General features: G+C 70.4%; 23 protein-coding genes and 1 pseudogene. 16 read left to right on the top strand and 8 right to left on the bottom strand.

Going from position 1 to position 26,084, the window contains the following annotated elements; genetic code table 11:
* Positions 1-258, top strand: a pseudogene (locus tag ACFYWI_RS35250) (ATP-dependent helicase); the annotation flags it as partial.
* Between the two features lie 186 nt (positions 259-444).
* Positions 445-756, top strand: coding sequence for an SCO5918 family protein (locus ACFYWI_RS35245; protein WP_389239867.1), 312 nt, complete (start codon positions 445-447; stop codon positions 754-756).
* A gap of 147 nt (positions 757-903) precedes the next feature.
* Here the strand turns inward: ACFYWI_RS35245 and ACFYWI_RS35240 are convergent, their stop codons facing one another.
* Positions 904-1,278 (bottom strand): hypothetical protein, encoded by a 375-nt coding sequence (locus ACFYWI_RS35240; protein ID WP_389239866.1) that lies wholly within the window; start codon positions 1,276-1,278, stop codon positions 904-906.
* 229 nt (positions 1,279-1,507) lie between these two features.
* On the opposite strand from ACFYWI_RS35240, the gene ACFYWI_RS35235 reads away from it, so the two are divergent.
* From ACFYWI_RS35235 to ACFYWI_RS35225, 3 genes are all read left to right on the top strand, one after another.
* The gene (locus ACFYWI_RS35235; RefSeq protein WP_389239865.1) at positions 1,508-1,630 is read left to right on the top strand and encodes a hypothetical protein; all 123 of its coding nucleotides are present in this window, start codon (positions 1,508-1,510) and stop codon (positions 1,628-1,630) included.
* A 9-nt stretch (positions 1,631-1,639) separates the two neighbouring features.
* Positions 1,640-2,260 (top strand): L-threonylcarbamoyladenylate synthase, encoded by a 621-nt coding sequence (locus tag ACFYWI_RS35230; protein ID WP_389239864.1) that lies wholly within the window; start codon positions 1,640-1,642, stop codon positions 2,258-2,260.
* A 174-nt stretch (positions 2,261-2,434) separates the two neighbouring features.
* The gene (locus tag ACFYWI_RS35225; RefSeq protein ID WP_389239863.1) at positions 2,435-4,834 is read left to right on the top strand and encodes a SpoIIE family protein phosphatase; all 2,400 of its coding nucleotides are present in this window, start codon (positions 2,435-2,437) and stop codon (positions 4,832-4,834) included.
* 89 nt (positions 4,835-4,923) lie between these two features.
* Here ACFYWI_RS35225 and ACFYWI_RS35220 read toward each other — a convergent pair whose 3' ends face one another.
* Positions 4,924-5,352: a hypothetical protein gene (locus ACFYWI_RS35220; protein WP_389239862.1), complete on the bottom strand. Its 429-nt coding sequence runs from the start codon at positions 5,350-5,352 to the stop codon at positions 4,924-4,926.
* Positions 5,349-5,771 (bottom strand): STAS domain-containing protein, encoded by a 423-nt coding sequence (locus ACFYWI_RS35215; RefSeq protein ID WP_389239861.1) that lies wholly within the window; start codon positions 5,769-5,771, stop codon positions 5,349-5,351. Before ACFYWI_RS35215 ends, ACFYWI_RS35220 begins: the two co-directional genes overlap by 4 nt.
* 344 nt (positions 5,772-6,115) lie before the next feature.
* Here ACFYWI_RS35215 and ACFYWI_RS35210 point away from each other — a divergent pair, with 344 nt between their 5' ends.
* From ACFYWI_RS35210 to ACFYWI_RS35185, 6 genes are all read left to right on the top strand, one after another.
* Complete coding sequence (locus ACFYWI_RS35210) at positions 6,116-7,015, top strand: YihY/virulence factor BrkB family protein (protein WP_389239860.1); 900 nt, start codon at positions 6,116-6,118, stop codon at positions 7,013-7,015.
* Positions 7,016-7,388: 373 nt separating this feature from the next.
* Positions 7,389-7,862: a DUF6328 family protein gene (locus tag ACFYWI_RS35205; protein WP_389239859.1), complete on the top strand. Its 474-nt coding sequence runs from the start codon at positions 7,389-7,391 to the stop codon at positions 7,860-7,862.
* A gap of 131 nt (positions 7,863-7,993) precedes the next feature.
* Positions 7,994-8,806 carry a restriction endonuclease gene (locus ACFYWI_RS35200; protein WP_389239858.1) on the top strand — a complete coding sequence of 271 codons (813 nt, stop codon included), beginning with the start codon at positions 7,994-7,996 and terminating at the stop codon, positions 8,804-8,806.
* 321 nt (positions 8,807-9,127) lie between these two features.
* Positions 9,128-10,318, top strand: a complete 1,191-nt coding sequence (locus ACFYWI_RS35195) for a PP2C family protein-serine/threonine phosphatase (RefSeq protein ID WP_389239857.1) — start codon at positions 9,128-9,130, stop codon at positions 10,316-10,318.
* 214 nt (positions 10,319-10,532) lie between these two features.
* Entirely contained in the window at positions 10,533-10,703 is a 171-nt protein-coding gene (locus ACFYWI_RS35190; RefSeq protein ID WP_389239856.1) for a hydrophobic protein, read from the top strand.
* A 71-nt stretch (positions 10,704-10,774) separates the two neighbouring features.
* Positions 10,775-11,125, top strand: coding sequence for a PRC-barrel domain containing protein (locus ACFYWI_RS35185; protein ID WP_389239855.1), 351 nt, complete (start codon positions 10,775-10,777; stop codon positions 11,123-11,125).
* 130 nt (positions 11,126-11,255) lie between these two features.
* On the opposite strand, the gene ACFYWI_RS35180 is transcribed toward ACFYWI_RS35185, so the two are convergent.
* Entirely contained in the window at positions 11,256-11,762 is a 507-nt protein-coding gene (locus ACFYWI_RS35180) for a MarR family transcriptional regulator (RefSeq protein WP_389239854.1), read from the bottom strand.
* Between the two features lie 737 nt (positions 11,763-12,499).
* Between ACFYWI_RS35180 and ACFYWI_RS35175 the strand changes: the two genes are divergently transcribed.
* Positions 12,500-12,856 carry an ATP-binding protein gene (locus ACFYWI_RS35175; RefSeq protein WP_389239853.1) on the top strand — a complete coding sequence of 119 codons (357 nt, stop codon included), beginning with the start codon at positions 12,500-12,502 and terminating at the stop codon, positions 12,854-12,856.
* 181 nt (positions 12,857-13,037) lie between these two features.
* Here ACFYWI_RS35175 and ACFYWI_RS35170 read toward each other — a convergent pair whose 3' ends face one another.
* Positions 13,038-13,508 (bottom strand): MarR family winged helix-turn-helix transcriptional regulator, encoded by a 471-nt coding sequence (locus ACFYWI_RS35170; protein WP_389239852.1) that lies wholly within the window; start codon positions 13,506-13,508, stop codon positions 13,038-13,040.
* A 248-nt stretch (positions 13,509-13,756) separates the two neighbouring features.
* Between ACFYWI_RS35170 and lanKC the strand changes: the two genes are divergently transcribed.
* The 4 genes from lanKC to ACFYWI_RS35150 all read left to right on the top strand — a co-directional run bounded on the left by lanKC (position 13,757) and on the right by ACFYWI_RS35150 (position 20,199).
* Complete coding sequence (gene lanKC, locus ACFYWI_RS35165) at positions 13,757-16,354, top strand: class III lanthionine synthetase LanKC (protein ID WP_389239851.1); 2,598 nt, start codon at positions 13,757-13,759, stop codon at positions 16,352-16,354.
* Positions 16,355-16,420: 66 nt separating this feature from the next.
* A complete protein-coding gene (locus ACFYWI_RS35160) occupies positions 16,421-16,552 on the top strand; it encodes a SapB/AmfS family lanthipeptide (protein WP_100111498.1) in 132 nt (43 codons plus the stop codon).
* Between the two features lie 126 nt (positions 16,553-16,678).
* The gene (locus tag ACFYWI_RS35155) at positions 16,679-18,442 is read left to right on the top strand and encodes an ABC transporter ATP-binding protein (protein WP_389239850.1); all 1,764 of its coding nucleotides are present in this window, start codon (positions 16,679-16,681) and stop codon (positions 18,440-18,442) included.
* A complete protein-coding gene (locus tag ACFYWI_RS35150) occupies positions 18,442-20,199 on the top strand; it encodes an ATP-binding cassette domain-containing protein (protein WP_389239849.1) in 1,758 nt (585 codons plus the stop codon). The genes ACFYWI_RS35155 and ACFYWI_RS35150 overlap by 1 nt, the downstream gene beginning before the upstream one ends.
* Positions 20,200-20,209: 10 nt before the next feature.
* On the opposite strand, the gene ACFYWI_RS35145 is transcribed toward ACFYWI_RS35150, so the two are convergent.
* The 3 genes from ACFYWI_RS35145 to ACFYWI_RS35135 all read right to left on the bottom strand — a co-directional run bounded on the left by ACFYWI_RS35145 (position 20,210) and on the right by ACFYWI_RS35135 (position 26,065).
* The gene (locus ACFYWI_RS35145) at positions 20,210-20,797 is read right to left on the bottom strand and encodes a response regulator transcription factor (RefSeq protein WP_389239848.1); all 588 of its coding nucleotides are present in this window, start codon (positions 20,795-20,797) and stop codon (positions 20,210-20,212) included.
* Between the two features lie 596 nt (positions 20,798-21,393).
* Positions 21,394-24,264: a condensation domain-containing protein gene (locus ACFYWI_RS35140; RefSeq protein ID WP_389239847.1), complete on the bottom strand. Its 2,871-nt coding sequence runs from the start codon at positions 24,262-24,264 to the stop codon at positions 21,394-21,396.
* Positions 24,254-26,065 carry an amino acid adenylation domain-containing protein gene (locus ACFYWI_RS35135; protein ID WP_389239846.1) on the bottom strand — a complete coding sequence of 604 codons (1,812 nt, stop codon included), beginning with the start codon at positions 26,063-26,065 and terminating at the stop codon, positions 24,254-24,256. Before ACFYWI_RS35135 ends, ACFYWI_RS35140 begins: the two co-directional genes overlap by 11 nt.
* Positions 26,066-26,084 lie beyond the last annotated feature (19 nt).

The following is a 26,084-nucleotide window of genomic DNA, read 5'->3' as shown; positions in this document are numbered from 1 at the left end:
ATGGCAGACGCCGGCATCACCCCGCAGATCGCCCAGGTCCGCTCCGGCCAGGCCGAACTGAGCCGCATCACCGGAGCACAAACCCCCTCCGGCGTGCCGGTCGTCATCACCGCGCCGGTGGTCGAGCGCCCCAAGCGCAGCGCCTCCAGCACTCGCGGCCGGCGCAGCCGCTCCGCCCAGGGGCGCCGCAACACCAACAGGACGGGCACGGTGCCGGGCAGCTCTCAGCGACCGGTCGCCCAAGCCGCGGCTGCCTAGGTCCACGCCGCCAACGCTCAGGTCCGAGGTGGCAGTTCCTCCGTCCACGAGTCACCTGTGACCGACCGGCGGGTCGGAGTCCCGCCGGGCGTGGACGCCGACGGCTACGCCCTGGGCATCCTCGCCCTCTCGTATTGATCCAGCTCTTTCGGAGCGCGGATCGTTCTCCCCTACTTGTGAGGCACCATGCGCTGTATCATCGCCCGCTTCCCCTTCGAGCTGTCCAAGAGCGGGGTGACGGCCTCTATGAAGGGCATCAGGCCCGAACCCGTCACGGACGAGTTCGTGATCATCGGCCGTCGCCACTACCCCGTCAAACAAGTGGGCGCCGTCATCACCCGGCAGGATCGGCGTGACTTCTCCGTCGGCGAGGTGACCAGGGCGCTGAGCGCGCTGGGATTCACCTGTCGCGTGGCCCCCAAGGACACACCGCCCGCCCCGGACCTCACTCCGTTGCAGACCGCGTCAGCCCTGCTGGGCACCCCGGCGGCCGCGTAACCGGGGCGCAGGCGGATCCTGGGAGCAGACAGCGTTGAGGGCCCCGCCGGCGAGACGGCCGGGGCCCTCAACGCTTTCCGCTGCCCGGCCGGCAAGACGAGAGTTGTCCGGTCGGCCGGAGCAGGACAGCCGGGGCCGATGAGCTGCTCAGTGATCGGAGTAGCTGAAGTCGCCTACGGTCCAGGCGCTCACGTCCTTGATCGCGACGCGGTACATACCGCCCGTTTCGGGAATCCCGGTGCTGCCCTGCAGGATCCTGGCGACGTGGAAGTGCAGATGCGTGGGCGGCCGGTGCTCATCGGGCCGGTGCGCTGTCTCGGCAGCCATGAAAAGGCCGGAGAACGGGCCGAGAAGGTCCGAGTCCGTCAGGACCTCGGCCACTCGCTGTCGCCATACGGCCTCGGGAGCCAGCCGTCCAGTGATGACGGCGCCACCCGCAACTACGGTCAGGGACATCTGATTTGACTGCTCAAACTCCACTTTGGTGGCGACAGCAACGAGCAGTTCGTCAGGCTTCGACATAAGGACGTACTTTATCCAAACGGTCGGGCGCGGCTGTGGCGGCCCCCCGGGTACGCACCGTGTTCCGCAGGCAGCCGACGACCAGCGCGCCTTGCGCATACCACGCGGGTGTGCCGGACCCCGGGTGAGCGTGCGGAAACACGTCAGGCGGGGTCCACTACCGGCTCACGCCGCTGGGCCTGTCCTGGAGGGGCCGCCGGCCGCGGTCCGGGCCTGGGCCGCGGAGCACATGGCCGAGATCGACCGCGCGAACGCCCTGCACCAGGAAGGCGCTGCGGACACTGCCGGCGGCTCGGGAGCCTCGCGCCCCGGCACCCCCAGGTCACCTGAGCGCGAATGCCTGATCACCTAGACTCGGCGGATGGCGAAGTACTTCGACGTGCACCCCGATAATCCTCAGCGGCGCACCATCAGCAGTGTGGCCGACAGTATCCGGTCCGGCGCGCTCGTCGCGTACCCGACGGACTCCTGTTACGCACTGGGATGCCAGCTGGGCAGTCGTGACGGCATCAGCCGGATCCGGTCGATTCGCAACCTCGACGATCGTCACCACTTCACGCTTGTGTGCCAGAACTTCGCGCAGCTCGGCCAGTTCGTGCACGTCGACAACGACGTGTTCCGCGCGATCAAGGCAGCCACGCCCGGCAGCTACACCTTCATCCTCCCCGCGACGAAGGAGGTGCCGCGGCAGCTGCTGCACCCGAAGAAGAAGACCGTCGGAGTCCGGATTCCCGACCACGCTGTCGCCCAGGCTCTGGTCGCCGAGCTCGGTGAGCCGCTCCTGTCCAGCACCCTGCTCCTGCCCGACGAGGAAGAGCCGATGACACAGGGCTGGGAGATCAAGGAACGGCTCGACCACGTGGTGGACGCCGTGGTGGACTCGGGCGACTGCGGCACCGAGCCGACCACGGTCATCGACTTCTCCGGGGGCGGACTCGAGATCGTACGCCGGGGGGCAGGCGACACCCTGCGCTTCGAGTAGCCGCGTCGATGGCAGCATCAACGTATGGCGGGCACCGGCCTGTGGGCCCACGCGCCCGTGCGTGCACAGTGTTCGGGCGGCCGCGCGAGCTTGTGCGCACGGCAGGACCGATCGGTTGCGCAGGGTCAGCATCAGGCGGATTCTGAATCTGATGAGCAGGCCGGTGAGGGCGTCATGAGCTACGCGAGGAAGGCGACCGGGGACGCCGACTTCCGTGGCCCGCTGGACGTCACGAAGGCCGCCACATTCGTACTCGACTGCCAGGACATCGTCATCGGCTGGAGTCCGGCGGCGCAGGATCTCCTCGGTTACGGGGCGACCGAGATCATCGGACGTCCCGTCGGCACATTCCTGATGTCCGCGGCCGAAGCGATGTCCGACGAACAGACGTCCGGGGAGCCGGGCACGCCCCTTCCGGAGCGCGACGTGTCGGCCGTCCACCGGGATGGTCACCGTCTGCGAGTCGTCACCGCGGTCTGTCGCCTGTCCGCGGCAGGGTCGGCCGAACGGATCGTCCTGGCGGCCGACCGGGAGCGGCTCAGGGAATGGGAGTCCCGGCTGGCGATGCTGCACGGACTGGCTACGCAGTCGCCTGTAGGTCTCGCCGTCTACGACACCGATCTCCGTCTCGTCTGGTGCAACGCCGTCTCCGAGGAAGAGCTCGGGCTGCCGCTTGCGGAGGTCCGGGGCAGGTCGGCCGAGGACCTGTATCCCGGTGGCAGGTTCGTGACACCGGGCTATCCGGAGAAGATCGATGCCGTCATGCGCCGGGTGCTGGAGACCGGGGAGTCGTTCCTCGACCTGCACTTCAGCGGGCAGCAGCCCAGCGACCCGGGGAGGGTTCGACACTGGTCCTGTTCCTACTACCGGCTGCAGGACGCGGACGGACAGGTGATCGGCCTGTGCGAGGACGCGTTCGACATCACCGACCGTTACGAGGCGCAGCAGCAGCTGAATCTGCTGGTCGAGGCCGGCCGGCGGGTGGGAACCACGCTGGATGTGATCGTCACGACCGACGAACTGGCCGAGGTGGCGGTGCCTGATTTCGCCGACCTCGTCGAGGTCGATCTCGCTCCGGCGGTGCTGGAGGGCGAGGTACCGGGCGTGGCAGGCCCGACGGGCATCGAACTGATCCGCACATCCTCACACTCGGCAGCATTCGGCGGCACAGCGGACGCCGCGGGGGAGCGAAGCCTTCCACCCCTTCCGGTGGAGTATCCCGAGGGCTCGCCCCAGTACCGCAGCCTCGCCTCGGGCGGACTCGTGCTCGATGACGACACGCTGGTCGTGCCGCTGCGCGCCGGGGGCAGCACCCTGGGCCTCGTCACCTTCGTCCGCGGCAGCGGGCGCGGCATCTTCGACAACGGTGCTGTCGCGGTGGCGGACGAGCTGGTCACACGGGCCGCGGTCTCCATCGACAACGCCCGCCGCTTCACCCGTGAACACGCTGCGGCCCTGACTCTCCAGCGGCAGCTCCTGCCACGGCACGTGCCGCCGGTCTCGGCGGCCGAACTGGCTCATCGCTACCTGCCCACGGACGATCTGAGCGGCGTCGGCGGCGACTGGTTCGACGTCATCCCGCTCTCAGGCACGCGCGTCGGGCTTGTCGTCGGAGACGTGGTGGGCCATGGGCTCCACGCGGCGGCCACCATGGGAAGGCTGCGTACAACGGTACGCGCGCTGGCCCCGTTGGACCTGCCTCCTGATGAACTCCTCTCGCGGCTCGACGATCTCGTGGGTCAGTCGGCGCAGGACGGCGCGGACACCCTCGGAGCGTTGGCCGGCAGCGACGATGTGGCCACGGGTGCCACCTGCCTCTATGTGGTCTACGACCCGGTCTCACGACGCTGCGCCATGGCCCGCGCAGGCCACCTGCCGCCAGCGATCGTGGAGCCCGACGGGCGTGTCAGCTTCCCGGATCTGCCGGCCGGCCCGCCTCTGGGCCTGGGCGGGCTGCCTTTCGAGGCCCTCGAGGTCGAACTGCCGGTGGGAAGTCTGGTGGCCCTCTTCACGGACGGTCTGGTCGAGGCGCGAGACCGGGACATCGACAAAGGGCTGGAAACGCTGGGGAGGGTCCTCAGCGAGGGCTCGGGTTCCCTGGAGGCTCTGTGTGATCGTGTCGTCTCCGAACTGCTTCCGGGCGGTACGACCACCGACGACACGGCTCTTCTGCTGGTCCGTACCCGGGTGCTCGACAGCAGCAGAGTCGCCGCCTGGAACCTGCCGGTGGACCCCGTCGCCGCCGGCCGCGCGCGGGAGCTGGTTGCCGGCCGGCTGAGGGACTGGGGGCTGGAAGAGCTTGTGTTCTCCACCGAGCTGATCGCCAGTGAGCTGGTCACCAATGCGGTCAGGCATGCCGAGGGTCCCTTGCACCTGCGGCTCATCCACGACCGCACACTTGTGTGCGAAGTGGCGGACGCAGGGCACACCGCCCCCCACCTGCGCCACAGCGGAGAGGACGACGAAGGCGGGCGCGGACTGTTCATCGTTGCCCAGCTCGTCCTGAGATGGGGGACGCGTTACAGCCAGTGGGGCAAGACGATCTGGACAGAACAGGCACTTCCCTCGGACTGACCGGCCTGAGGGGTCTGCGCGCCAGAGCCTTCGCTTCGCCTGAGGGCCGTCCGCTCAGGACGTACGTGGTGCCGCGGTCAGGAGTCCGGTCACTCGGGCCTGCTCAGCGACCACCCCGACACGTCGGCGAGCCGGCCACGCCACGCCGGTACGGTGAAGGGACCTTCCGCTCCCGCCAACGTAGCGTCCCGCAGGTGGATCCAGCGTGGCAGATGCTCTGGTGCCTGCTCGCCGATCACCTCGTCCAGGCTCTGGTCGACCGTCTCGGGGAACTCCGCGAGAAGCTGAGCTCCCCTTCCGCCCAGTCGGCGCACGCTCTGCGCCCATTCGGCTTTCCATGCCTGCTGGGTGATGAGGTCTCCGTGCACGACAGCCCCTGGCACATGGAGGGTGATGGGCAGGCTCGACCGCGGCTCGGCTTCCAGCAGGCGGATCAGCAACTGGAGTTGGATGTCCAGCAGGGGCTCGGCAGGTGCGACCGTCCCGCTCGGGGGCGCCTGCCACTCGGGGCCGGTCATGCCGTCCCGTCGGTCGGAAGCGCGGAAGCGCCGGTGTGATCCGTGGTTGGAACGGACTGCGAGCGGGCCGCTGCGAGCGCTTCCTCGACATTGGTGTGAACAGGGGTGGCAAGGCTGAGGCCGGTGATCTCGAAGAGGCGGCGGACGGCAGGAGTGGGCGAGGCGAGGTGGAGATCCCCTGCTGTGTCGCGTGCTTCGCGACCGGCCTTTATCAGGACGTTCAGACCCGATGAGTCCATGAACTGCAGGTCCGAAAGGTCCAGAACGAGGTGGCGGCGTCCATGGACGAACTGATTGGCCATGTGGTGGTGAAGTGACGTGGCGGTATCGATGTCCAGTTCGCCGCCAATGGTCAGGATGGCGGTGTCGGTGTCGTGGACGACGACCTCTATGTTGAGGTTGGTCTCCGTGCGGGACATTCTGCGGCCTCGTCTCCGTGGGTTCATCGACTGGTGCGCCTGTGCTGCGATCGCCGGCGATCGGCGGCTGTCGTGCCGGCCTGCATTTGTTGCTGCACGGCAAATGTTAGCCTGCGCTGCCCGCATGGCACGAGGAGGCCGCCGGCCGTTCCATGTGCGGTCCTCGTGCCGGATTGGCGAGGGACTGCGTCGGCGAAACAGTGGGGGGAAAGAGCTGCAGGCGGGGCGCGGAGACAGCGCGCCCCATGACGGGTTCGCCACTGGCGTACCGATTGCGCGATCTTCAACGGCCGCCTGTCGACCGTCGACACGTTCGGATGACTCCCTGTGCCGCAGGAGACAGCATGCAAGGTGAACAGACAGCACCCGTGGGCCCGCGATGCGCCCCGGCCCCCGTTTCGCGCCGACTGCCGCCCGGGCGCGACGTGCTCCGCGCCCTGCGCCGCACACCTGTGTCCGTATGGACCGACGACATCACCGACTGGGCCGCTGCCCTGACCTACTACACGGTTCTCGCCCTCTTCCCGACCCTGCTCGTCACGGTGTCCTTCATCGGGATCGCCGATGCCTCACAGACCGAGGCACTCATCGAGGGCGTGGCCGCAGTCGTTCCGGCCACCTCGCGCCCGGTGCTGGAGAGCGCGCTGCAGGACATGGCAGGCCGTCACTCGGCCGCATGGTTTCTCGCCGTCGGCGGAACGGTCGGCGCGGTGTGGTCCGCGTCGAGCTACCTCAGCGTGTTCCGCCGGGCGCTGCACTCGATGCACGGGGTACGGGACCAGGGTTCCGTGTGGCGAACGGCGCCACGCGTCGTCATCACCGCGTGCGTACTGCTGGGTCTTCTGATCTCCAGTGCGCTGGCGCTGATGCTCAGTGGCCGGCTGGCCCAGACGCTGGGACGTGTCCTGGGGGTGGGGGGCGCCGCAGCGGCCACGTGGGACGTCATGAAGTGGCCTCTCCTGCTCTGTCTGGTGGCGACGATGGTGCTGGTGCTGTTCCGCTCGGGCCCGGCCCAGACGCGCGGTGTACGGCGCAGAGCGCTCGGCGGTGCCCTCGCCGTCGTTCTCTGGCTCGTCTCCTCCGCGGGATTCGCCCTGTACACGGCTCACGTCGGCACGTACGACCGGCTGTACGGCTCTCTCGCCGGGGTCATCGTCTTCCTGATCTGGCTGTGGGTGTCCAACCTCGCCCTCCTGATCGGCGCGCAGTTCAACGCGGAGCTCGCCAAGGCCGCGACCCGCTGAGCCCGTCCCGCTGAGTGCGTACACCCCGGTCGTACGTGTACCTCCTGGGCGCGTGCGAGGCGGCGGGGGGCATGCCACGGGCTCCACGGGGCAAGCGGTGTGCGGGGTGATCCGCCCTCGAGCACCGAAACGAAGGGGGATGGCGAAGATGCCGTCCAGGCTGACCACGATCGTCCGTGAACTGCGGCGGCACGGGATTGTGCCTCGACGTCGCTCCGCTCCGCCCTCCCGCATCGGGAGAGGCCCGCACGGCGTCTCGACAGTGGCTGTCGTCCGCCAACTCGTTCACGCTCTCCGCACTCGCGCCGGATCGATCCGTCGCTGACGCCGTGCGCCGGTGGGCCGGATAACACGCAAAGGAGCCGCAGTGACGGTGGACAACACAGGGGACGGCACGCGTGGTGAGTCCAAGTCCGAGCGCGCGGACAGACGTTGGGTCGAACTTCTCCAGGAAGTGCGCGTGGCGCAGACGGGGGTGCAGATCATGTTGGCGTTCCTGCTGACTGTCGCCTTCACCCCGCGCTTCGTCGAGTTGAGCAGTGCGGACCGGAACATCTACGTCGCGACGATCGTGCTCGGCGCCGCCGCGACAGCCGCTCTGATAGCGCCGGTGCCGCTGCATCGGGCGGTCACCGGCCAGCGGATGAAGCCAAGGGCAGTGACATGGACTTCGCGTCTCACCGTGACCGGGCTCATGCTCCTTCTGTGCACCATCGTGTGCGCCATGCTGCTGATCCTGAGGTTCGTCCTGAACGACGCCCTCGCGGGATGGATCGTGGTCGGCGTGTTGGCCTGGTTCGTGGCGTGCTGGGTCCTCCTGCCGGCGTGGGTCCGCAGGACGGGCTGACTTCTTCGCCCCTGGGCCTGGTGAGAGCGCTCGAACAAACCTGCCTCACAGGTAGTTGGATTCCATGAAGCGGGGCAGACGGCAGCCATGAACGATCTTGAAGCAGCCGTGGGCGGGGGTGACCGCCGCGCATGACCGTACCCATCCGACGGCAGGGGCCGACCGGGCGCAGACCCTTCAGCCTCCGGCAGACGGCCGTGCTCTTCTCACTCCTCGCCCTCGTTCTGTGCGGTGCCGGGCTGACGCTGAAGATGATCACGGGAGCGGTCCGTGAACATCCGGGCACGAGTGCCACGGTGGCCGTCTTCGTCCTCGCCGCCGTGGCGGGGCTGCTCAAGGCCCGCCGCCGCCGCGCCGGGCGGAGCTTCAGCGACGCGTTGGTCGAGGCGACCCACCAGATCGTCGAGACGCACGCGGCGGAGGCCGGACGCTCGCAATCCCTCACGCCGACGCAGGCTCCCGCAGTGCCCGCTGAACTCCCAGCGCACGAAACGGCTGCTGCGGCCCTTGCGGACATGGACGACCTGACCTCGGAGGGCACCGGCCGCGAGAGCTTCGTGTCCACCGACTACGCGGCCATGGACCCGGTGATCTTCGAGCAGGCGATCGCCGCTCTGTGTGAGCGGGACGGCTGTGCGGACGTGGAGGTCGTCGGTGGCGCCGGGGACCTCGGCGCGGACGTCCTGGCGACCACGCCCGACGGCCGCCGCGTCGTCATCCAGTGCAAGCGCTACGGCCCCGTGAACAAGGTCGGATCACAGGAGGTACAGCGCTTCGGTGGGACGTGCTTCGCCGTTCACGAGGCCCATGTCGCGGCCGTAGTGACCACCAGTGAGTTCACGCAGCCCGCCGCCGACTACGCCGAGCAGTGCGGGATCCGCTGCGTGGACCATGAGCGGCTCCTCGCCTGGACCGACGGCACGGGCCCCGCGCCCTGGCACTAGGCGGTCCGAAGGTACGGTCCAGGAGTGCCAGGCTCTCGTCGACCGGTCGACCGGTCGACGGGACGAGCGGTCGGCCGTGGAAGACCGAGCGCTCGGCGGCCCGGGGTGGTGCGGCGTAGCCTGGGGTGCTCGGGGCCGGCCGCAGGGCCGGGAGCACGACGAATGTTGTTACAGGTGAGTATGGTCAAGCGGCGGGTCGCGGCACTCGGTGCCGGGAAACCACGGGCCTTGGCGAGCGGAAGCAGGCCGACTGCCGGCGTGGACCGGCGGTCCGTAGCCGCTGCCCCGCCGGTTGCCTGTCTACACGAGAAGCGGGAAGACGTGGACAAATTCGCTGCTGTGGAAAGGGCGCTGCGTACGGCCGCGCCCCACACCCTGCCGGGCATCGTGGCGGTCGCCCTCGCCGAGCACTACGGTGCGGAAAAGGTGGAGCTGAGGCTCGCCGACTACGGCATGCGCAGCCTCCAAGCAGTGGAATCCCCTCCCTTCGGTGCCGAACCGGTCCTCATCCACAACAGCCCGCAAGGCCGCGCCTTCGGGGCGCAGGAACCGGTGGTCACGAACGATCCCTCCGGCCGGTCGGTCGAGGTGCACCTTCCGGTCACGATTCGCGGCGATCGCATGGGCGTGCTGTCCGTGAGAATGCCGGAGAACGGCTATACCCAGGCAGTCCTGCCGGAGATGCAGCACATCTGCGAGGTCCTGGGCCACGAGATCCTGGTCGCCGAACGGGACACCGACCTCTATGTCCTCGCCCGGCGTGCCGCCCGGCTCACCCTCGCCGCGGAGATGCAGTGGCAGCTGCTGCCGGGCCGGTCCTGCTCCCGCCCCGAGTTCTCCCTGGGCGCGCACCTGGAACCGGCCTATGCGATCTTCGGCGACAACTTCGACTGGTCCGTCTCCGCCGACCACCTGACGCTCGCCGTCACCAACGGCATGGGGCAGGGCATCGAGGCCGCCCTGCTGACCAACCTCGCCGTGAACGCCCTGCGCAACGCCAGACGCGCCGGTCTCGACCTCGCGGGCCAGGCCGCCCTCGCCGACCAGGCGCTCTACGCCCAGTACCAGGGCAGGGCCCACGTCTCCGTACTGCTGCTGCGCTTTGACCTCGACACCGGTGACGTGGAAGCGGTCGACGCCGGCTCACCCCGCTTGTGGCGACTGCGTGACGGCACCGTCGACCCGGTCTCCTTCGACCAGCAGCTGCCCCTGGGCATGTTCGAGGACACCGTCTACACACCCCAGCACTTCACCGTGCGTCCCGGCGACCGGCTGCTCTTCGGCAGTGACGGGGTGTACGACGCCTCTTCTCCCGCCGGAGAGCGCTACGGCCAGCGGGCGTTGGCCCGATCGCTGACCGGTACGAGACTTCTCCCGCCGACCCAGGTCCCCGGTGCCGTGTTGCGTGAGCTCGCCGAATACCACGGGGAGACCCCGCTCGACGACGATGCACTGGTTGTCTGCCTCGACTGGAACGGACGGACGGCCTGCCTGGCAGGCAAGGAGCTCTGAATCGAACCGGCCGCGGTCATGTGCCGATATGGGCACCGTCCTGAAGGACGTTTCAGGCGGTAATGCGCCACGTGTGCCGCCGACCATTTCCGCGTGGTCGGCGGCACCGGCGTTTGCGGCGGCATGTATGCCCGGGGACTGTTCGGAGAAACAGTCACATTGCATGAGTGTCGCTTCCGGTGCGGGGCATACGGCGTTTCGGAGGTGATGAGAAATGGTTCCCCTGCTTCTCGTCCTATTGCTTGCCCTCATCCTTTTCGGGGCCGGATTCGCACTCAAGGCTCTGTGGTGGATCGCCGTCATCGTGCTCGTGATGTGGCTGCTGGGATTCGTGATTCGACCCGCGGCTTCCGGCGGCCGACGGGGCCGCTGGTACCGCTGGTAGAAATCCGGCCCTGCCCGAGAGCATGAGCCGAGTACCCGATATCTGCCCTTCGTCAAGGGAAAGGAATTCTCATGGACCCGAATCTCTGGGCCTACACCCCCGCCTCCGGCCGCACGACGGCTGCCGATCTGGTCGGCTACAAGGTCGAGGCGACCGACGGCAGCATCGGGAGGGTCGACAAGCACTCCGACGAAGTGGGCTCCGCGCACGTCGTGGTCGACACCGGCCCGTGGATCTTCGGCAAGCATGTCCTGCTGCCTGCCGGCATCATTTCCAGCATCGATGCCGCGGCCGAGACCATTCATGTCTCACGTACGAAGGACGAGATCAAGAAGGCTCCCGAGTTCGACAGGGGGCAGCACACCGACGACCCGGACTACCACGCGAGGCTCGGCGGCTATTACGGCGGCTTCATGGGCTGAGGCATCAATCCAGGGCGGGGGCGGAGCGGAAGACGGTTCCGCTCCGCCCCCGCCTCTTTCGTGACTCGGGCCGACCGGAGCGATGAAGCGGCTCAGCCCCCGGTGCGGCAGTTCCTGTCGACCGCCGACGTCAGGCGGACCGCACGTCCTTGGTGGAAGTCCGCCGCCATGGGACAGGGCCTGCTTCCTCCAGTGCACCCTGGAAGCTGGTGAGGCCCTTCAGCAGTGCTTTGCGGTCCGAGGGTGTCATTGCGGCGATCACTGCCTCCAGTGCCTCCTGGCGCTGGGACCTCAAGTCGTGCAGATATGCCTTGCCACGACTGGTCAGATGCAGTTCCAGCTCCCGTCGGCTGACCGGACTCGGCAGCCGCTGCACGAACCCGAGGGCCTCCAGCCGATCGCACAGCCGGCTCACCGACGGCGCTGCGGAGCCCAGCAGTTCGCCCAGGGTGCGGAGGTTGATTCCCTCCTCCCGGTCCAGGCTGTACAGCACGCGGAGCTGGGACGCCGACACAGGGCTTGAGGGCACCATGTCCTTCCCGCGCTCCCACAGCACCTCCAGGAGCTCGATGAGCTCCCCCGCCGCCCGAGCAGCCTCCTGCGGCCGGCGATGAGTGGAAGCGGGGTTCGCGTCCATATCTGGCGACACTCCGAATCGGACGTCCACGGCCGGTGGCGCCGGCCCTGTGCCGCGCTCCCCCTCCGTATCTCTCCGGAGAGCGGTACCGGTTCGGTGGAACGCGCTGTGCGCGGAGCTCCGGCCCGTGGCCTGCCGGACTCCCTCCGCGTCAACCTCGTGCACCACGTTGCTGCACCTGATGTGGACGTGCCCGATCGACTACGAACCACGGAATCTCCGCCTCATGGTTCGCTCTCCGGCCGTGAGCGGGCCGGTGACTGTGACGTCGAGCCTGGTTGTCACGGTCTTCTCCGCACAGCAACCATATCTTTCCACCGGTGATGGCTCCACGGTCACGGCGTACGTCCCCTGTGAAGGTTTGATGCCGCCCTCGCTCCCCGGGCCGTCCCCGGGGAGATCGCCGCGCACGGCGCCGGGTCCTGGAGCGGCGGACCGGTGGTCCGCCCGGGCTGGTGCCGATGCCGGGAGACACCGCGCCGCGGTCCCGCTGTGGGTCTGCCCTGGGCAGTGATCGGCTCGGAATTCGGCGCGTAGTTCCCCACGGTGATTGCGCCCCCGAGGAACAGGTGCTTCATGCTGCTGTCGGCCGTACCCGGCTTTGGTGTCACCCGGGAGAACAGGGGAACCAGAGCAAGCAGGCAGGCAGTACGCAGAGTACTCGGAGGCGATGCCGCACATGAGCCCGGTTTCCGAGGACGTGCGAAATCCATGGGGGAAATGGAGGAGGGTGCGTGATGATCATTACCTCGGCGGAAGCGGGTATCGGCGATGCTCGTCGCGCCACGTCGGAATTCGTCGGTCAGGCATGTTCGTACGCGGCCGTCGACGACGTGGTCCTGGTGGTGTCCGAGCTGGTCACCAATGCCGCCAAGCACACAGTCGGTTGGTGGCGGCTGAAGGTCCAGGTGCAACGGGAGCGACTGGTCGTGGACGTCGAGGACGCCAGCGGGACTCCACCCGTGTCCCGGACGCCCGACTTCGGGGCGGTCGGCGGACGGGGCTGGCACATCGTGCAGCATCTGGCCGGCAGCGTCGAGGTGCTGCAGAGCTCGGGGGGTAAGACGGTGCGCGCCAGTTGGTCCTGCCCGTAGCCGCCTGACAGAGGTGCCCCCGCCCGCCGGGTCCGGTCGGCCGGTGTGCACGGATACGCCGCCGCGCGCGTAGCTGTCGACTTCCCGTCCCGCTCGCCGGGTGGTCCAGGAGTGGCGGGAGGGCGCCTTACCGTGCCGGCCGACTGATGTCAGGCGCGTGGCAAGGCCGTGGCGGGCGGGTTCAAACCCGGGCCGGCTCCGCCTCGTCGAACGCCTTCCACAGGCCCTGGAGGCCTTTCAGCAGATCCTCGCGCCGCTGGGGCTGCATGGCGTCGAGCGCCGGCGTCAGGTCCAGCTCACGCCGCTCGCGCAGTTCCCTCAGGTAGGACTTCCCGCTGCTGGTCAGGTGCAGTTCCAGTTCCCTGCGGCTCACCGGGCTCGGACACCGTTCCACCAGCCCCACGGCAGTGAGCCGGTCGCACAGCCGGCTCACCGACGAAGGGGTGGAACCCAGCATCTCGCCGAGGGTACGGAGGTTGATGCCCTCCTCACGCTCGAGGGCGTACAGCACCCGCAGTTGAGAGGTCGAGACCGGCAATGACGCCGTGTCCCTGCAGCGCTCCCACACAACCTCCAGCACTTCGACGACGTCACACGCCGCCCGGGCGGCTTCGTAGGGGCAGCGCGGGGGTGAGGCGGGTTTCGTGTCCATGGCAGGCATACTCCGGGGCGGACTTACTCGTGTCGGGCAGCGGAGCGAGCAACACCGGCTGGTCGTGCGACACCCCCGGCAACCCTATCCCTCGGGCACTCGCGCGTGCCGCGGCACCGGGGTGGCTCCGGCCGCGCCGCACCTGTGCGCCACCCGTGGATTTCTTCATGGGTGGTTCATGACAATCGCGACTGTTGCGAGCACTCGCGCCGTGAAAACGTCTGAGCGTCACCGGCCGAAGGAGTGCGATGAACAAGGGGTACGCCGTCTTCTGCGACGCGAACCGGCAGTTCTACGATGCTCCGCACCGGTCGCACGAGGAAGGAAGCGGTTCCGCCGCTTTCTACCGGACCGTGAGGCGCGAGCTTCCGCAGGGCTGGCAGCGCCACCGGTCGGGCGACTGGCTGGCGTTCCGACCGCTCGACAGTGCACTGCCCAGCCAGGGATGGAAGATCCACGTGTCCGCCTGCCTGGACAACGCGGAGAAGGTGCTCGCCCGGGTCTGGGACTACTGCGTCCCTCGATCCATCGCCTTCAAGTGCATGCCGAGCCGCTACCTGCTGCACACCCGCAACGCCAAATACGCCGACCGCGCCGCCAGTGGGAAGTTCCTCACCGTCTACCCCGCCGACGACGACCAGTGCCGCACTGTTGCGGAAGACCTGGACCGTCTGCTCGGAGGCGAGCCCGGGCCGTACATACTCAGCGACTTGCGCTGGGGCGCGGGGCCGGTCCATGTGCGCTACGGCAGCTTCACGGAGCGGCACTGTTACGACGACCGGGGTGAGCTGTGCCCCGCGGTCGAGGACGACCATGGACGACTCGTTCCCGACCGGAGGGACCCGACGTTCCACGTCCCGGACTGGGTGACCCTCCCCGCGTTTCTCGAACCGCATCTGGCTGCCCGCTCCGCCACCACGCTCAACGACATCCCGTACCGGTTCGAGCGAGCCCTGCATTTCTCCAACGGCGGCGGCGTGTTCGTCGGCCGGGACCTGCGCACCGATGAGCAAGTGGTCCTGAAGGAGGCCCGGCCGCACGCGGGCCTGGCCGCGGACGAGGCCGACGCGGTGACCCGGCTGGAGCGCGAGAGGGATGCGCTGCGGCGGCTGTCCGGGCTCGGCTGCACCCCCGAGGTGCGTGACTGGTTCACCCTGGGCGACCACTCCTTCCTCGTCATGGAGTTCATCGAGGGCCGGCCGCTCAACAGCTTCTTCGCACACCGGCACCCGCTGATCGAAGCGGATCCCAGCCCGGAGAGGCTCGCCGAGTACACCGAGTGGGCCATGCGGGTGCACCGCCTGGTGGAGGAGGCCGTATCGGCGATCCACGCGCGGGGAGTGGCCTTCAACGATCTGCACCTTTTCAACATCATGCTGTCCGAGGACGAACGCTCGGTGGTGCTGCTGGACTTCGAGGCCGCCGCTGTCGATGACGTGAACCGGCGTCAGGTGATCGCCAACCCCGGGTTCGTCGCACCTGCCGACCGCAGGGGCTTCGACGTCGACCGGTACGCCCTGGCCTGCCTGCGCCTGGCCCTGTTCCTGCCCCTCACCAGTCTGTTCGCCGTGGACCGGGCGAAAGCCGCGCATGTGGCGGAGATCGCCGCCGAGCAGTTCCCGGTGCCCCGCGCCTTCCTCCGGGAAGCGGTCGACGAGATTCTGCGCGGCCATCGTGGCACGGAGACACCGGAAGGTCGGCCCCTTGGCGCGGTGGGCCCCTACTTACCCGTGGAGCTCGACGACTGGCCACGCAGCCGGGACTCCATGGTCCGGGCGATCCTGGCCTCCGCCTCTCCGGAACGGGAAGATCGTTTCTTCCCCGGAGACATAGCCCAGTTCGCGCCCGTGGGCGGCGCCTGCTTCGCCTACGGGGCGGCCGGCGTCCTCTATGCCCTGGCCGAGACCGGCGCCGAACCGGCTCCGGAGGCGCAGGAGTGGCTGCTGAGAGCCGCGAAGACGCCTGCTTCCGGCAGCCCACTCGGTTTCTACGACGGCCTGTCCGGCATCGCCTGGGTCCTGGACCGGCTCGGGCACCGCGAACGCGCCCTGGACCTGGTCGACACGATCACCTCCCAGAGCTGGGAGGACATGGCCCCCGACCTGCACAGCGGACTGGCCGGACTCGGCCTGGCCCTCGATTCCCTGGCCACTTCCACGGGCCAGAGTGCCCTTCGTGACCACGCGCTCCGGTGCGCCCGGCTCGTGGCCGACAAGGCCGGCGATCCCTCATCCGGGCCGGTCGGCGCCGGGGCCCCGCAGGCCGGACTCCTCCACGGAGCCACCGGAACGGCGCTGCTCCACCTGCGCCTGTACGAGGCGACCGGCGACCACGCCCTGCTGGACCTGGCCGCCGACGCACTGCGCCGGGACCTGGCCCGTTGTGTACGAGGCGTGGGAGGAGCCCTCCAGGTCGACGAGGGCTGGCGGACCATGCCCTACCTGGGCGCCGGCAGCGTCGGCATCGGCATGGTGCTCGACGACTACCTCGTCCACCGCGCCGACGAAGAGTTCGAGCAGGCCAGGGGCGAGATCGTGCAAGCGGCGCAGGCCAAGTTCTACGCCCAGCCCGGCCTGTTCCGCGGCGCCGCCGGCATGGTCCTGCACCTGAGCCGCACCACGACCGGAGGCCCGGGCACCCACGCCGCCGATCTGCGCCGTCAGATCGACTCACTCTCGTGGGGCGCGGTCCCCTACCAGGGGCATCTCGCCTTCGCCGGCGAGCAGATGATGCGCCTGTCCATGGACCTCAGCACCGGCACAGCCGGCTGCCTGCTCGCGCTGGGCAGCGCGCTGCACGACCAGCCCGTGCACCTGCCCTTCCTCCCGCCGCCAGAGCGGCCCTGATACCGGTCCCCCCGACTCGGGGGGACCTGAGCAAGATCCGTCCCCATGAAGGAGAGGAACACCACCATGGCACTTCTCGACCTGCAGACGATGGAAACCCCCAAGTCCGAGGCCACCGGCGAGCTCGCGACCGGCGGCAGCCGCGCGAGCCTGCTGCTCTGCGGTGACAGCAGCCTGAGCGTCACCACCTGTAACTGACGCGTGTTCACCACAGGACTTCGGCTCTGTGGTGACACCGGCGCAGCGGTCCCGGGCGAGCAGCTTCGCCCGGGACCGAGGCGTGACCGGCCCGCATCTCTTCGACGGAGGCGAGGACTGCACCCCATGGCCCCGACGCCCCGGCCCGCCCCGCCCCGGAACGCAGCGCAACTCCCACCGCTCGCCGACGCCTCCGGCGTGCTGGCCGGTGCGGCACGGCACAGCGCGAGCCGTATATTCGCCCTCTTCCTGTTCAGCGCGGCATCTGCCGCCGCGGCCGTCGCGCTGCCCGCCGCGCTCGGGCGCACACTCGACCTGCTGCTCGAAGACGCCGCGGGGGTGGAGCGGGCCCTCGTACTGTGCGCCGTCCTGGTCGCCGCCGAGGTCCTCTTCGACGCCCTGGAGGCGCTGGTCGGTGGCGCGACCAGCGCCCGCACCACCGCCTGGCTGCGCCGCTGCGGAGCCGACCACCTCCTCTCCCTCGCGCCGCACCGTGCCGCCGACCGCTTCACGCCGGGCGACCTGGTGACCCGGCTGACCGGCAACGCCGCCGAGGCGGGCACGGCGCCCACCACGGTGGCCATCGGTCTGGCCTCGGTCCTCGTCCCGGTCGGCGGTCTGATCTGTCTGGCGCTCATCGACCTCTGGCTGGTCGTTGTCTTCCTCGCCGGAACCCCCCTGCTGGCGCTGTTGTTGCGGGGCTTCGCCCGCGGGTCCTCCCACAGCGTCTCCCAGTACCAGCGCGTGCAGGCGGACATTGCCGGCCGCCTCCTCGAGGCCCTCGGCGGTGCGCGTACCGTCGCCGCGGCCGGGACCGCCGAGCGTGAACTCGCCCGCGTGCTGGCGCCGCTGTCCGAGCTGTCCGCGCAGGGGCGGCGCATGTGGCAGGTCTACGGACGCGCATCGGTCGGCAGCGGGATTCTGGTGCCCCTGCTGACCACGATGGTCCTGGCCGTCGGCGGGGTGCGGCTGGCCGGCGGAAGCCTGTCCGTGGGCGACCTGCTTGCGGCCTCCCGCTACGCCGCCCTCGCCGCCGGCCTGGGCGCGGTGGTCGGACAGCTCAACTCCCTCCTGCGCAGCCGCGCCGCGGCCCGCCGCATCGCCGACATGCTCGCCCTTCCCGCCGTACGCCACGGAGGGCGTCCACTGCCCGCCGACGGTCCCGGGCGCGTCGAGCTGCGATCGGTCACCGTCAGCCGGGGCGGTGCTCCCGTGCTTCGCGGGGTGGATCTGGTCGTGCCCGGTGGCACGACGATGGCCGTCGTCGGGCGCTCCGGCGCGGGCAAGTCCACTCTCGCCGCCATCGCCGGACGGCTGGCCGACCCGGACGACGGGGTGGTGCTGCTGGACGGCGTACCGCTGACCGAGGCCGATCCGTCGGAGCTGCGCCGGGAGATCGGCTATGCCTTCGAACGGCCGGTCCTGTTCGGCGAAACGGTCGGCGCAGCCATCGGGTTCGGACCGTACGAGCCCACAGCGGGCGAGATCGGGGCCTCCGCCCGGGCGGCAGGGGCCGACACGTTCGTCCGGCTTCTGCCCGGCGGGTACGCGGCGCCGCTGACCGACGCACCCCTGTCGGGCGGAGAACTGCAACGACTCGGGCTGGCCAGGGCCTTCGCCCACGCCGGCCGATTGCTGATCCTCGACGATGCCACCTCCAGCCTCGACAGCATCACCGAACTCCACGTCGGCCGGGCACTCGTACACGACGTCCGGACCGGTACCCGGCTGCTGATCGCTCACCGTGTCTCCTCGGCGGCGCGTGCCGACCTGGTCGCATGGGTCGAAGACGGCCGCGTCCGCGCGGTGGGCCCGCACACAAGCCTGTGGGAAGAGCCCGACTACCGCGCCGTGTTCGCGGACACCGTCCGGGACTCGGGCGGGAGTTGATGACGATGACGGGCTCACGGCTCCTTCCGCAGGCCTTGCGCTTCCTCGGCCGCCGCAAACGCGTGCTGCTGAAGCTCACTGGCTGGTCCCTGCTGGAATCGGCCCATACCTTCCTCGGCGGTTACGGCGTGGCGATGGCACTGGACCGGGGCTTTCTCGCCGGCCGTACCGGCACCGGGCTGGCGTGGCTGGCGATGGCCGCGCTGGCCGTCGTCATCGGCGGCCTGGCCACCGGCGGTGTCTTCCGAGGGCTGGCGGACCTCGTCGAACCACTGCGGGACGGCCTGGTGCGCCGGGTGGTGACACGCTCGCTGGACGAGGCATTGGCCGAACCGGCGCTCGCCGCTGACAGCGCGGTGGTCTCCCGGCTGACCAACCAGACGGAGATCGCACGGGACAGCTTCGCAGGGCTGGTGCTCGTGGCCCGGTCCTTCGTCTTCACCTCGGTCGGGGCGCTCTTCGGTCTTGCTGCGCTCGCTCCCGCCCTGCTGGTCGTTGTGGTGCCACCACTGGTGACAGGGCTGCTTCTCTTTCTGGCCACGCTGGCGCCGATGGCCGCCCGACAACGCGACTTCCTCTGTGCCGACGAGGCTCTGGCGGCACAGTTCGGATCGGTGGCTCAGGGGCTGCGCGATGTGGTCGCCTGCGGCGCCGGGGCACCGATGGCGGCACGGACCCACGTGCTGATCGAACAGGAGGCCAAGGCGGCACGGTCCCTGGCCCGGTGGGCGAGTGCCCGTTCCCTTTCACTCGGCGTGGCCGGACACCTTCCGGTGGTCCTGCTGCTGGTCGCCGCCCCCTGGCTGCGGCGTCAGGGCGTCACGGCGGGCGCTCTGCTCGGGGCGCTGACGTATCTGACGCAGGCTCTGCTGCCCGCCCTGCACCACCTGATGAGCACACTTGGCGCGGCCGGCACCAGGCTGCTCGTGGTCCTCGGCCGGCTGTCCCGCGTGCCGGGTCCTTGCTTGGCCGTACCGCTGCCCGCGGGCACCCCCGAGCGGCGGGCGCAGGCACCGGCACACCCGGACGTACCGCGGGTCGAACTGCGTGCGGTGACCTTCGCCTACGGCGCGGCGGCGCAGCCCGTGCTACGCGGCCTGGACGTGACGATCGAGCCCGGCGAGCACCTCGCCGTGGTGGGCCCCAGCGGCATCGGCAAGTCCACGCTGACCTGCCTGCTCGCCGGCCTGCTCGAACCGGACGAGGGCGAGGTGCGGCTCCACGGCCTGCCGGCGCATGTGCAAGCCGGTCGTGGAGCCGCCCCCTCCCGGCTGCGCGTGCTCATCCCGCAGCAGGCTTACGTCTTCACCGGCAGCCTGTACGAGAACCTGCTCTACCTGTGCCCGGACGGAGCTCCGCGGTCGGCGGTGGAAGCGTCGTCGGAGGCGGTCGGCCTCGGCACCCTCGTGCACCGGCTCGGCGGGTTCGACGCGCAGGTCGAACCCGCGGCCCTGTCGCACGGCGAAAGGCAGCTCATCGCGCTCGCGCGGGCGCATGTCTCGCCCGCGCCGCTCGTCATCCTTGACGAGGCCACCTGCCACCTCGATCCGGCGGCCGAGGCCCGGGCAGAACAGGCCTTCGCCGAGCGGCCCGGGACGCTGATCGTGGTTGCCCACCGGATCAGTTCGGCTCGGCGTGCCGACCGGATACTGGTGCTCGACGGCCTCACGGCCGCGTGCGGGAGCCATCAGGAACTGATCGACCGGTCCCCGCTGTACCGTGACCTGGTGGGACGCTGGCACGCCGAGAAGAACTGAGACTGCCCGCCTACACCCAACCCGCCCCGTTCGAAATGCGTACGGCGTCCGCCCAGTTACGGGCGTTGGTCTTGCGGATGATTGCGGACATGTAGTTCCGCACGGTTCCCTTGCTCAGTCGCAGGGTACCGGCGGTCTCAGGGACGGACGCGCCCTCCGCAGCGAGCGCCAGCACGCTCAGCTCACGTGGAGTCAGCTTCATATCGGCCGCCTGGACGAGGTCCGGAGCGAGCGAGGCGTCGACGTACCGCTTCCCGGCCGCCACAAGCCTGATCGCGTTCAGCAACAGGGTCGGCGACGCGTCCTTGTTCACGAAACCCAGCGCCCGGGCCTGGGCGGCACGGCGCAGCACGCCGGGCCGGCACGAGGTGGCCAGGACGAGCAGTTCGCATCTCTGTCCCGTTGGATGGTCCGGTAACCGGGAGGACCCGGGACAGTCCGCGTCCACCACGCAGAGGTCGGGCTGCAGCGAGTGAGCCTGGTCAGGGGCGCTCTCCCAGCAGGCGGACGACGCCTCGATGCCCTCAGCAGATTCCAGCAACGCGGTCAGGGCCGAACGCATAAGCCATGTGTCGTGCACCAGTAACACCCGGATCATGTTCGCCTCACTTCGACAGGAAGTACCGGAACGTGCGCCGCGCCAGGCCCACGCCTACCCGGCTCGAAGAGAGCGATGGCTCGGCTTTCGGCCAGCTGTAGGTTGCCGTTCGTCCGAGTGGCGGGACCGGCCTCCACCGGGCGACGTCGGCTTTCCCTCCGGTCCGAGGGCTTCCACCGCGTGGCCGGATTCGAAGGGCGGCTCAGGGTGCGGGGCACCGCGTCCGGTCTTCGCGGGTCCTCCGCGGTCGTCCGGTGCCGCCCCGCCACCTGGCCCCACGACGATTCACCGCCATCGCCGGTGATCCCGGGCTCCTGCCGGCGCAATCGTTGCCCGTGGGCGGCGTTCAGCTCCCCGGCGAGCAGGCACGCGGTCCGTCGGGCGCAAGGACGGGGTCGGCGCACAGCCGACCCCGGTGAGCCGGTACGTCCGTCGGCAGCCCGGTCGGAGGGGCCCGGTCGGCGGGCCGGGGCGGGAACGTCCGCCCGGACCCGGACGACAGGTCGTCGACCCGCGCCGCTGTCCACAGCTGTCCCGCACCGCCATGGTTGCGGCCCGTGCCGAAGGCCGATCGCGTGGCCCGCTGTCCTGGGCGCTCAGGCGCGGGAGGCGCCGACCATCGCGGCGAGTACGGAGTGCCAGTCCTCCCCGGGCTGTTCGCGCAGCGCGGTGGCCAGCCGGTCCGCGCGGTAGTGCCAGGGGTGGTCGAGGTCCGGATGCACCCGCTCGGCGAGCTGGATCTCGCTGTCGCCGGCGAGAAGCGTGCGCAGCTCGGCGGCGAGGTCCTGCCACGCGACGTGACCGCTCAGGGCGTTGGCCACGCCGTGGACGGCCGTGTCCAGACAGGCGGTCACAGCGCGGGCCAGGGCAGCCGCGTGGACCCACGGGGCGCCGTACCAGTCGCGCCCGGCGGTGCCCGGCCGTGGGACGATGATCGGCTCTCCGGCGAGAGCAGCCTGATAGAGCATGCCGGTCGCGCCCCAGCGCAACTGGTCGCGCAGCCGGTCGTGCGGACCCCACACGATGGGCGAGCGTACGACGCTGGCCCCGCCCCTGCCCCTGGTTCCGGCCGCCCGCAGCAGCAACTGTTCGCAGTCGAACTTCGCCTGTCCGTACGCGCTCAACGGCTGCTGGGAGGCCGACTCCTCGGCCACCCACTGCTCCGTGGGGCGGCCGTAGGCGTCCACACTGCTGACGAAGACGAACGGGCCGCTGTGCCAGGCACCGACCATGGCTTCCATCGCCGCTACGTCCACCTCGGGACGGGTGAAGGTGCAGGCGGCGTGGATCACCGCGTCCGCACTCTCCACGGCGGAGCGCAGGCCGTCCAGATCGGTCAGATCACCCTCGACGACGTCCACACCGTCCCCGGCCACCAGGTGTGCCGACTCGGGACGGACCAGTGCGAGTACCGGCCTTCCCTGAGCGGCGAGTTCGCGCAGGACGAACGCTCCGACGCCGCCCGTGCCGCCGGTCACCAGCACGGTGCCCTCGCGTGCCCGCCGGGTACGCGACGCCGGCGGGGCCGTCGAGGCGGCCGCTGCCGCCCGTTCCCTCTCACGCGCGTCGAGCAGCGCGGCGAGTGCGCGCGGTGTCCGGTTCTGCATCACATCGAGACCGGTCAGCGGCAGCTTGAGCCCGGTGCGCAAGCGCTCGGCGAGTTGCACGGCGATCAGGGAGTGGCCACCGAGGGCGAAGAAGTCGTCGTCCGGTGCGGGGGTCCGGCCCAGCAAAGCGGCGAAGGCCGCCGTCACCGCGTGCGCACGGTCCCCGTGCAGTGCGGAGGCTGATGGCGCGCCGGGCAGCCGGCCGGCGTCCAGTGCGCCGTCGGCGGTCCGCGGCATCGCGTCCAGCAGCGTCACAGCGGCCGGGACGAGCTCCCGGGCGAGCGCGGACCGGAGATGGGTGCGCAACTCGGCGGGCGAAGGGCCCCCGGTCTCCCGCAGGACGGCATAGGCGATCAGCGGTCCGGTCGCCGGCTTGCGCACTGACGCATCGCTCACCTGCGGATGCATCCGCAGCCGGATCTCGGCCGGATGGCAGTCGTCGTCGGCCGGGACCGCCCACGGCAGGCCGGGCAGCTGTGACAGTGTCAGCTCCGGGTCGACGGCGACCGCGGCCAGCAGGTCGGCGAAGGCGTCCGCCAGCTGGTCTCCCGCCTCCGTCGCCAGCGCTGCCTGCCCGTACTGGACCAGGCCGGCGGGCTCCTGGGTGTCCATGAGGCCGAACGACAGGTCGAACTTGGCCTCGCCGAGGCCGACGTCGATCTGCTCGGCGACCGTGCCGGGCAGCTGGAGCGCGGTGGGCTCCCGCAGGACGTCCGCAGTGACCCGTACCAGCGGCGTGCCGTCGGCGTCCCGCGCGGCGGCGCCGAGCCGCTCCAGGATCAGGTCGAAGGGAACGTCCCGGTGTTCCTGGGCCTCCAGCAGCGCGTCCCGCACCCGGTCCACAACCGTCCCGAACTCCGGGTCGCCGGCCAGGTCCACACGTACCGGAAGGGTATTGACGCACAGCCCGACGAGACCGCGCATGGCCGCCCCTTCGCGGTGGGTGCCGGCGCAACCGATGACCACATCGTCCTCGCCGGTGAGCCGATGCAGCGCGGCGAAGGCAGCGGCGAGGGACACCGTGAAGAGGGTGGCCCGGTGCCGCCTGCCCAGCTCGCGCAGTGCGGGTACCACCGAGGCGCCCAGCTTCGCGGTGCGGGTGACGGCCGGGCGCGTGCCCAGGCCGGCGGAAGGGGGCGCGGGCCGGGGCAGCCGCAGCGGTACGGCTCCGGCGAGCCGGCGCGCCCAGTGATCCAGACCTTCATCGAGGCGGCCGGCCGCCTCGTGCTCGCGGCGCGCGTGGTCCGTGTACTGCGGCGGCTCCGGCTGTTCGTGAGGGCGTCCGTCCACGGCAGCTGCGTACAGCTGCGTCAGTTCGTCTGCGACGGTCTCCAGCGATCCGCCGTCGACGGTGATGTGGTGGAAGGTCAGCAGCACGGTGTGGTCCTGGGGGCCGTGCCGCAGCACCAGGGCGCGCGGCACGGGACCCGCAGCCAGGTCGAACGGACGGCGCGCCTCCTCGGCGAGCCTCTGCACGCCGTCGCCGTCGACCTCCACCACCGGCACAGCGATGGTGTCGGGCGCGGGGAGCGTCTCCTGGTACGGCTCGTCGCCGCGCTGACCGTAACGGGTACGCAGGATGGCGTGGCGTCGTACGAGCGTGGTGAGTGCGACGGTGAAGGCGTCCACGTCGAACGGCCCGCGCAGCCGGGTGGCGAAGGGCACGCTGTAGAGGGAGCCGCCCTGGCCGAGGCGGTCCATCAGCCACATCCGGCGCTGGGCGTGGGAGAGCGGGGCGGGCCCCTGGTCGTGGACGGCGGTGGGGACCGTCGCGGCTGGACGGGTGCCGGCGCGGGCCCGGGCCCTGCGCAGCAGTTCCTCCTGCAGCGCGGCGGAGCTGGGGGTGCTGTCAGTGACCATCGGTGTCCTCCGGCGCGTCGGGATGGAGATCGCTGTGGTCGACCAGCAGGGCGCGCTCGACGAGCGCGGCCTGTCCGGCCACCGTGGGGGCGGCGAAGAAGTCGGGCAGGGACAGCTCCACTCCGAGCTCCTCCCGCAGGTCGTCCGTGACGACCAGGGCCAGCAGGGAGTGGCCGCCGTAGGCGAGGAAGTCGGCGTCCGGCCGGTTCACTTCGCAGCCCAGGCTGCGGCTCCACACCTCGGCGACGGCCTGCTGGATCGGGGTCAGCGCCTGGGTGGCGTCCTCGGCGGTGGCGGTGCCGTGAAGAGCGGTGAGCGCGCGCCGGTCCACCTTGCCGGAGACCGTCAGGGGCAGCCGCTCCACAAGGGTCAGCTCGTCGGGGACCAGATGGGCGGGCAGCTGTTCGGCGAGCCGCGCCCTCAGCGTCTCGGCACGGGGTACCGGTCCGGGTGCGGCTACGACGAAGGCGGCCAGGCGGGCGTCGTCCGCCGCGGGCCGGCGCACGGTCACGGCGGCGTCGTCCACCTCCGCCTGCTCGCGCAGGATGTGCTCGACCTCGCCCGGCTCGATGCGGAATCCGCGGACCTTGACCTGATCGTCGACGCGGCCGTGAAAGTCCAGCACTCCGTCCGGGCGCAGCGAGACCAGGTCGCCGGAGCGGTACAGGCGGCCCAGCGACGCATGGTCCACGAAGCGTTCGGCGGTCAGCTCCGGCCGTCCCGCGTATCCGCCTGCCAGACGGCTGCCTCCGATCCACAGTTCACCGTGCTCGCCCCGCGAGACCGGCTGCCCGGTCCCGTCCAGGACGTGTGTGACGGCACCGGCGATCGGGCGACCGATCGGCACCGGGCCGTCACAGTCCGCGTCGGTGACCCGGTGGGCCGTGGCGAAGGTCGTCGTCTCCGTCGGCCCGTAGCCATTGACCAACTCCAGCCAGGGGAACGCGCGCAGCACCGCCCGGGCGTGCTGGGCGGCCATCGCCTCGCCTCCCACCACCACCGTGCGGAGCACCGAGAACACCCGGGAGCGGCGGGCAGCCAGCTGGTGGAACAGCGCCGTGGTGAAGAACGCCACGGTGACGCCGTGCCGCTCCACCTGCTGGGCCAGATCCTCGAAGGAGGGCCGCTCGGCGGTGCACACCACCACGGCGGCTCCGTTGGCGAGGGCCGACCACACCTCGAAGGTCGAGGCGTCGAAGGTGGTCGGCGAGTGGAACAGCACCCGGTCGCGGGCGGTGACGGTGGCGTACCGCGGAGCGGTGACCAGTTGGGCGATGCCGCCGTGGGTGAGCGTCACGCCCTTGGGGAGGCCGGTGGACCCCGAGGTGAACAGGACGAGCGCCGTCGCGTCCGGGCCGGGCTCCACCGCGGGCAGCTCCGGGCCGATCAGCAGTGGGTCGTCGTGCAGCGCCACGGTGGCGCCCGTGAGGGCCGCGGATTCGAGCAGCTTGCTGTCGCCGACGGTCAGTGTCGCCCCGGCGGTGGCGAGCATCGCTTCGATACGCGGACGTGGGTGCGCCGGGTCGAGCGGCACGCATGCCGCGCCGACCCACCACAGCGCCATCTGCGCGACGAGGGTGCGGGCCGAGCGCGGCACCAGCAGCGCCACCCGGTCGCCGGGACGGACGCCATGGTCGTACAGGTGTGCGGCCAGAGTGCGGGCGGACGTGACCAGCTGCGCGTACGTCAGCGTGGTGTCGCCGTCCATCACGGCCAGGGCATGCGGGGTCCGCTCGGCGTGCCGCGCCACCAGGGCGGGCAGGCCGGAGTCGTACGCGGACGGTGTGCGGTCAGCCGGCACGGGGCTTTCCTTCCTGTGG

Origin of the sequence: Streptomyces sp. NPDC002889 (assembly GCF_042888425.1) — a bacterium.
Lineage (GTDB): Bacteria > Actinomycetota > Actinomycetes > Streptomycetales > Streptomycetaceae > Streptomyces.
Note: the sequence above shows the minus strand (reverse complement) of the source record. Positions and strands in the feature narration are given on the sequence as shown.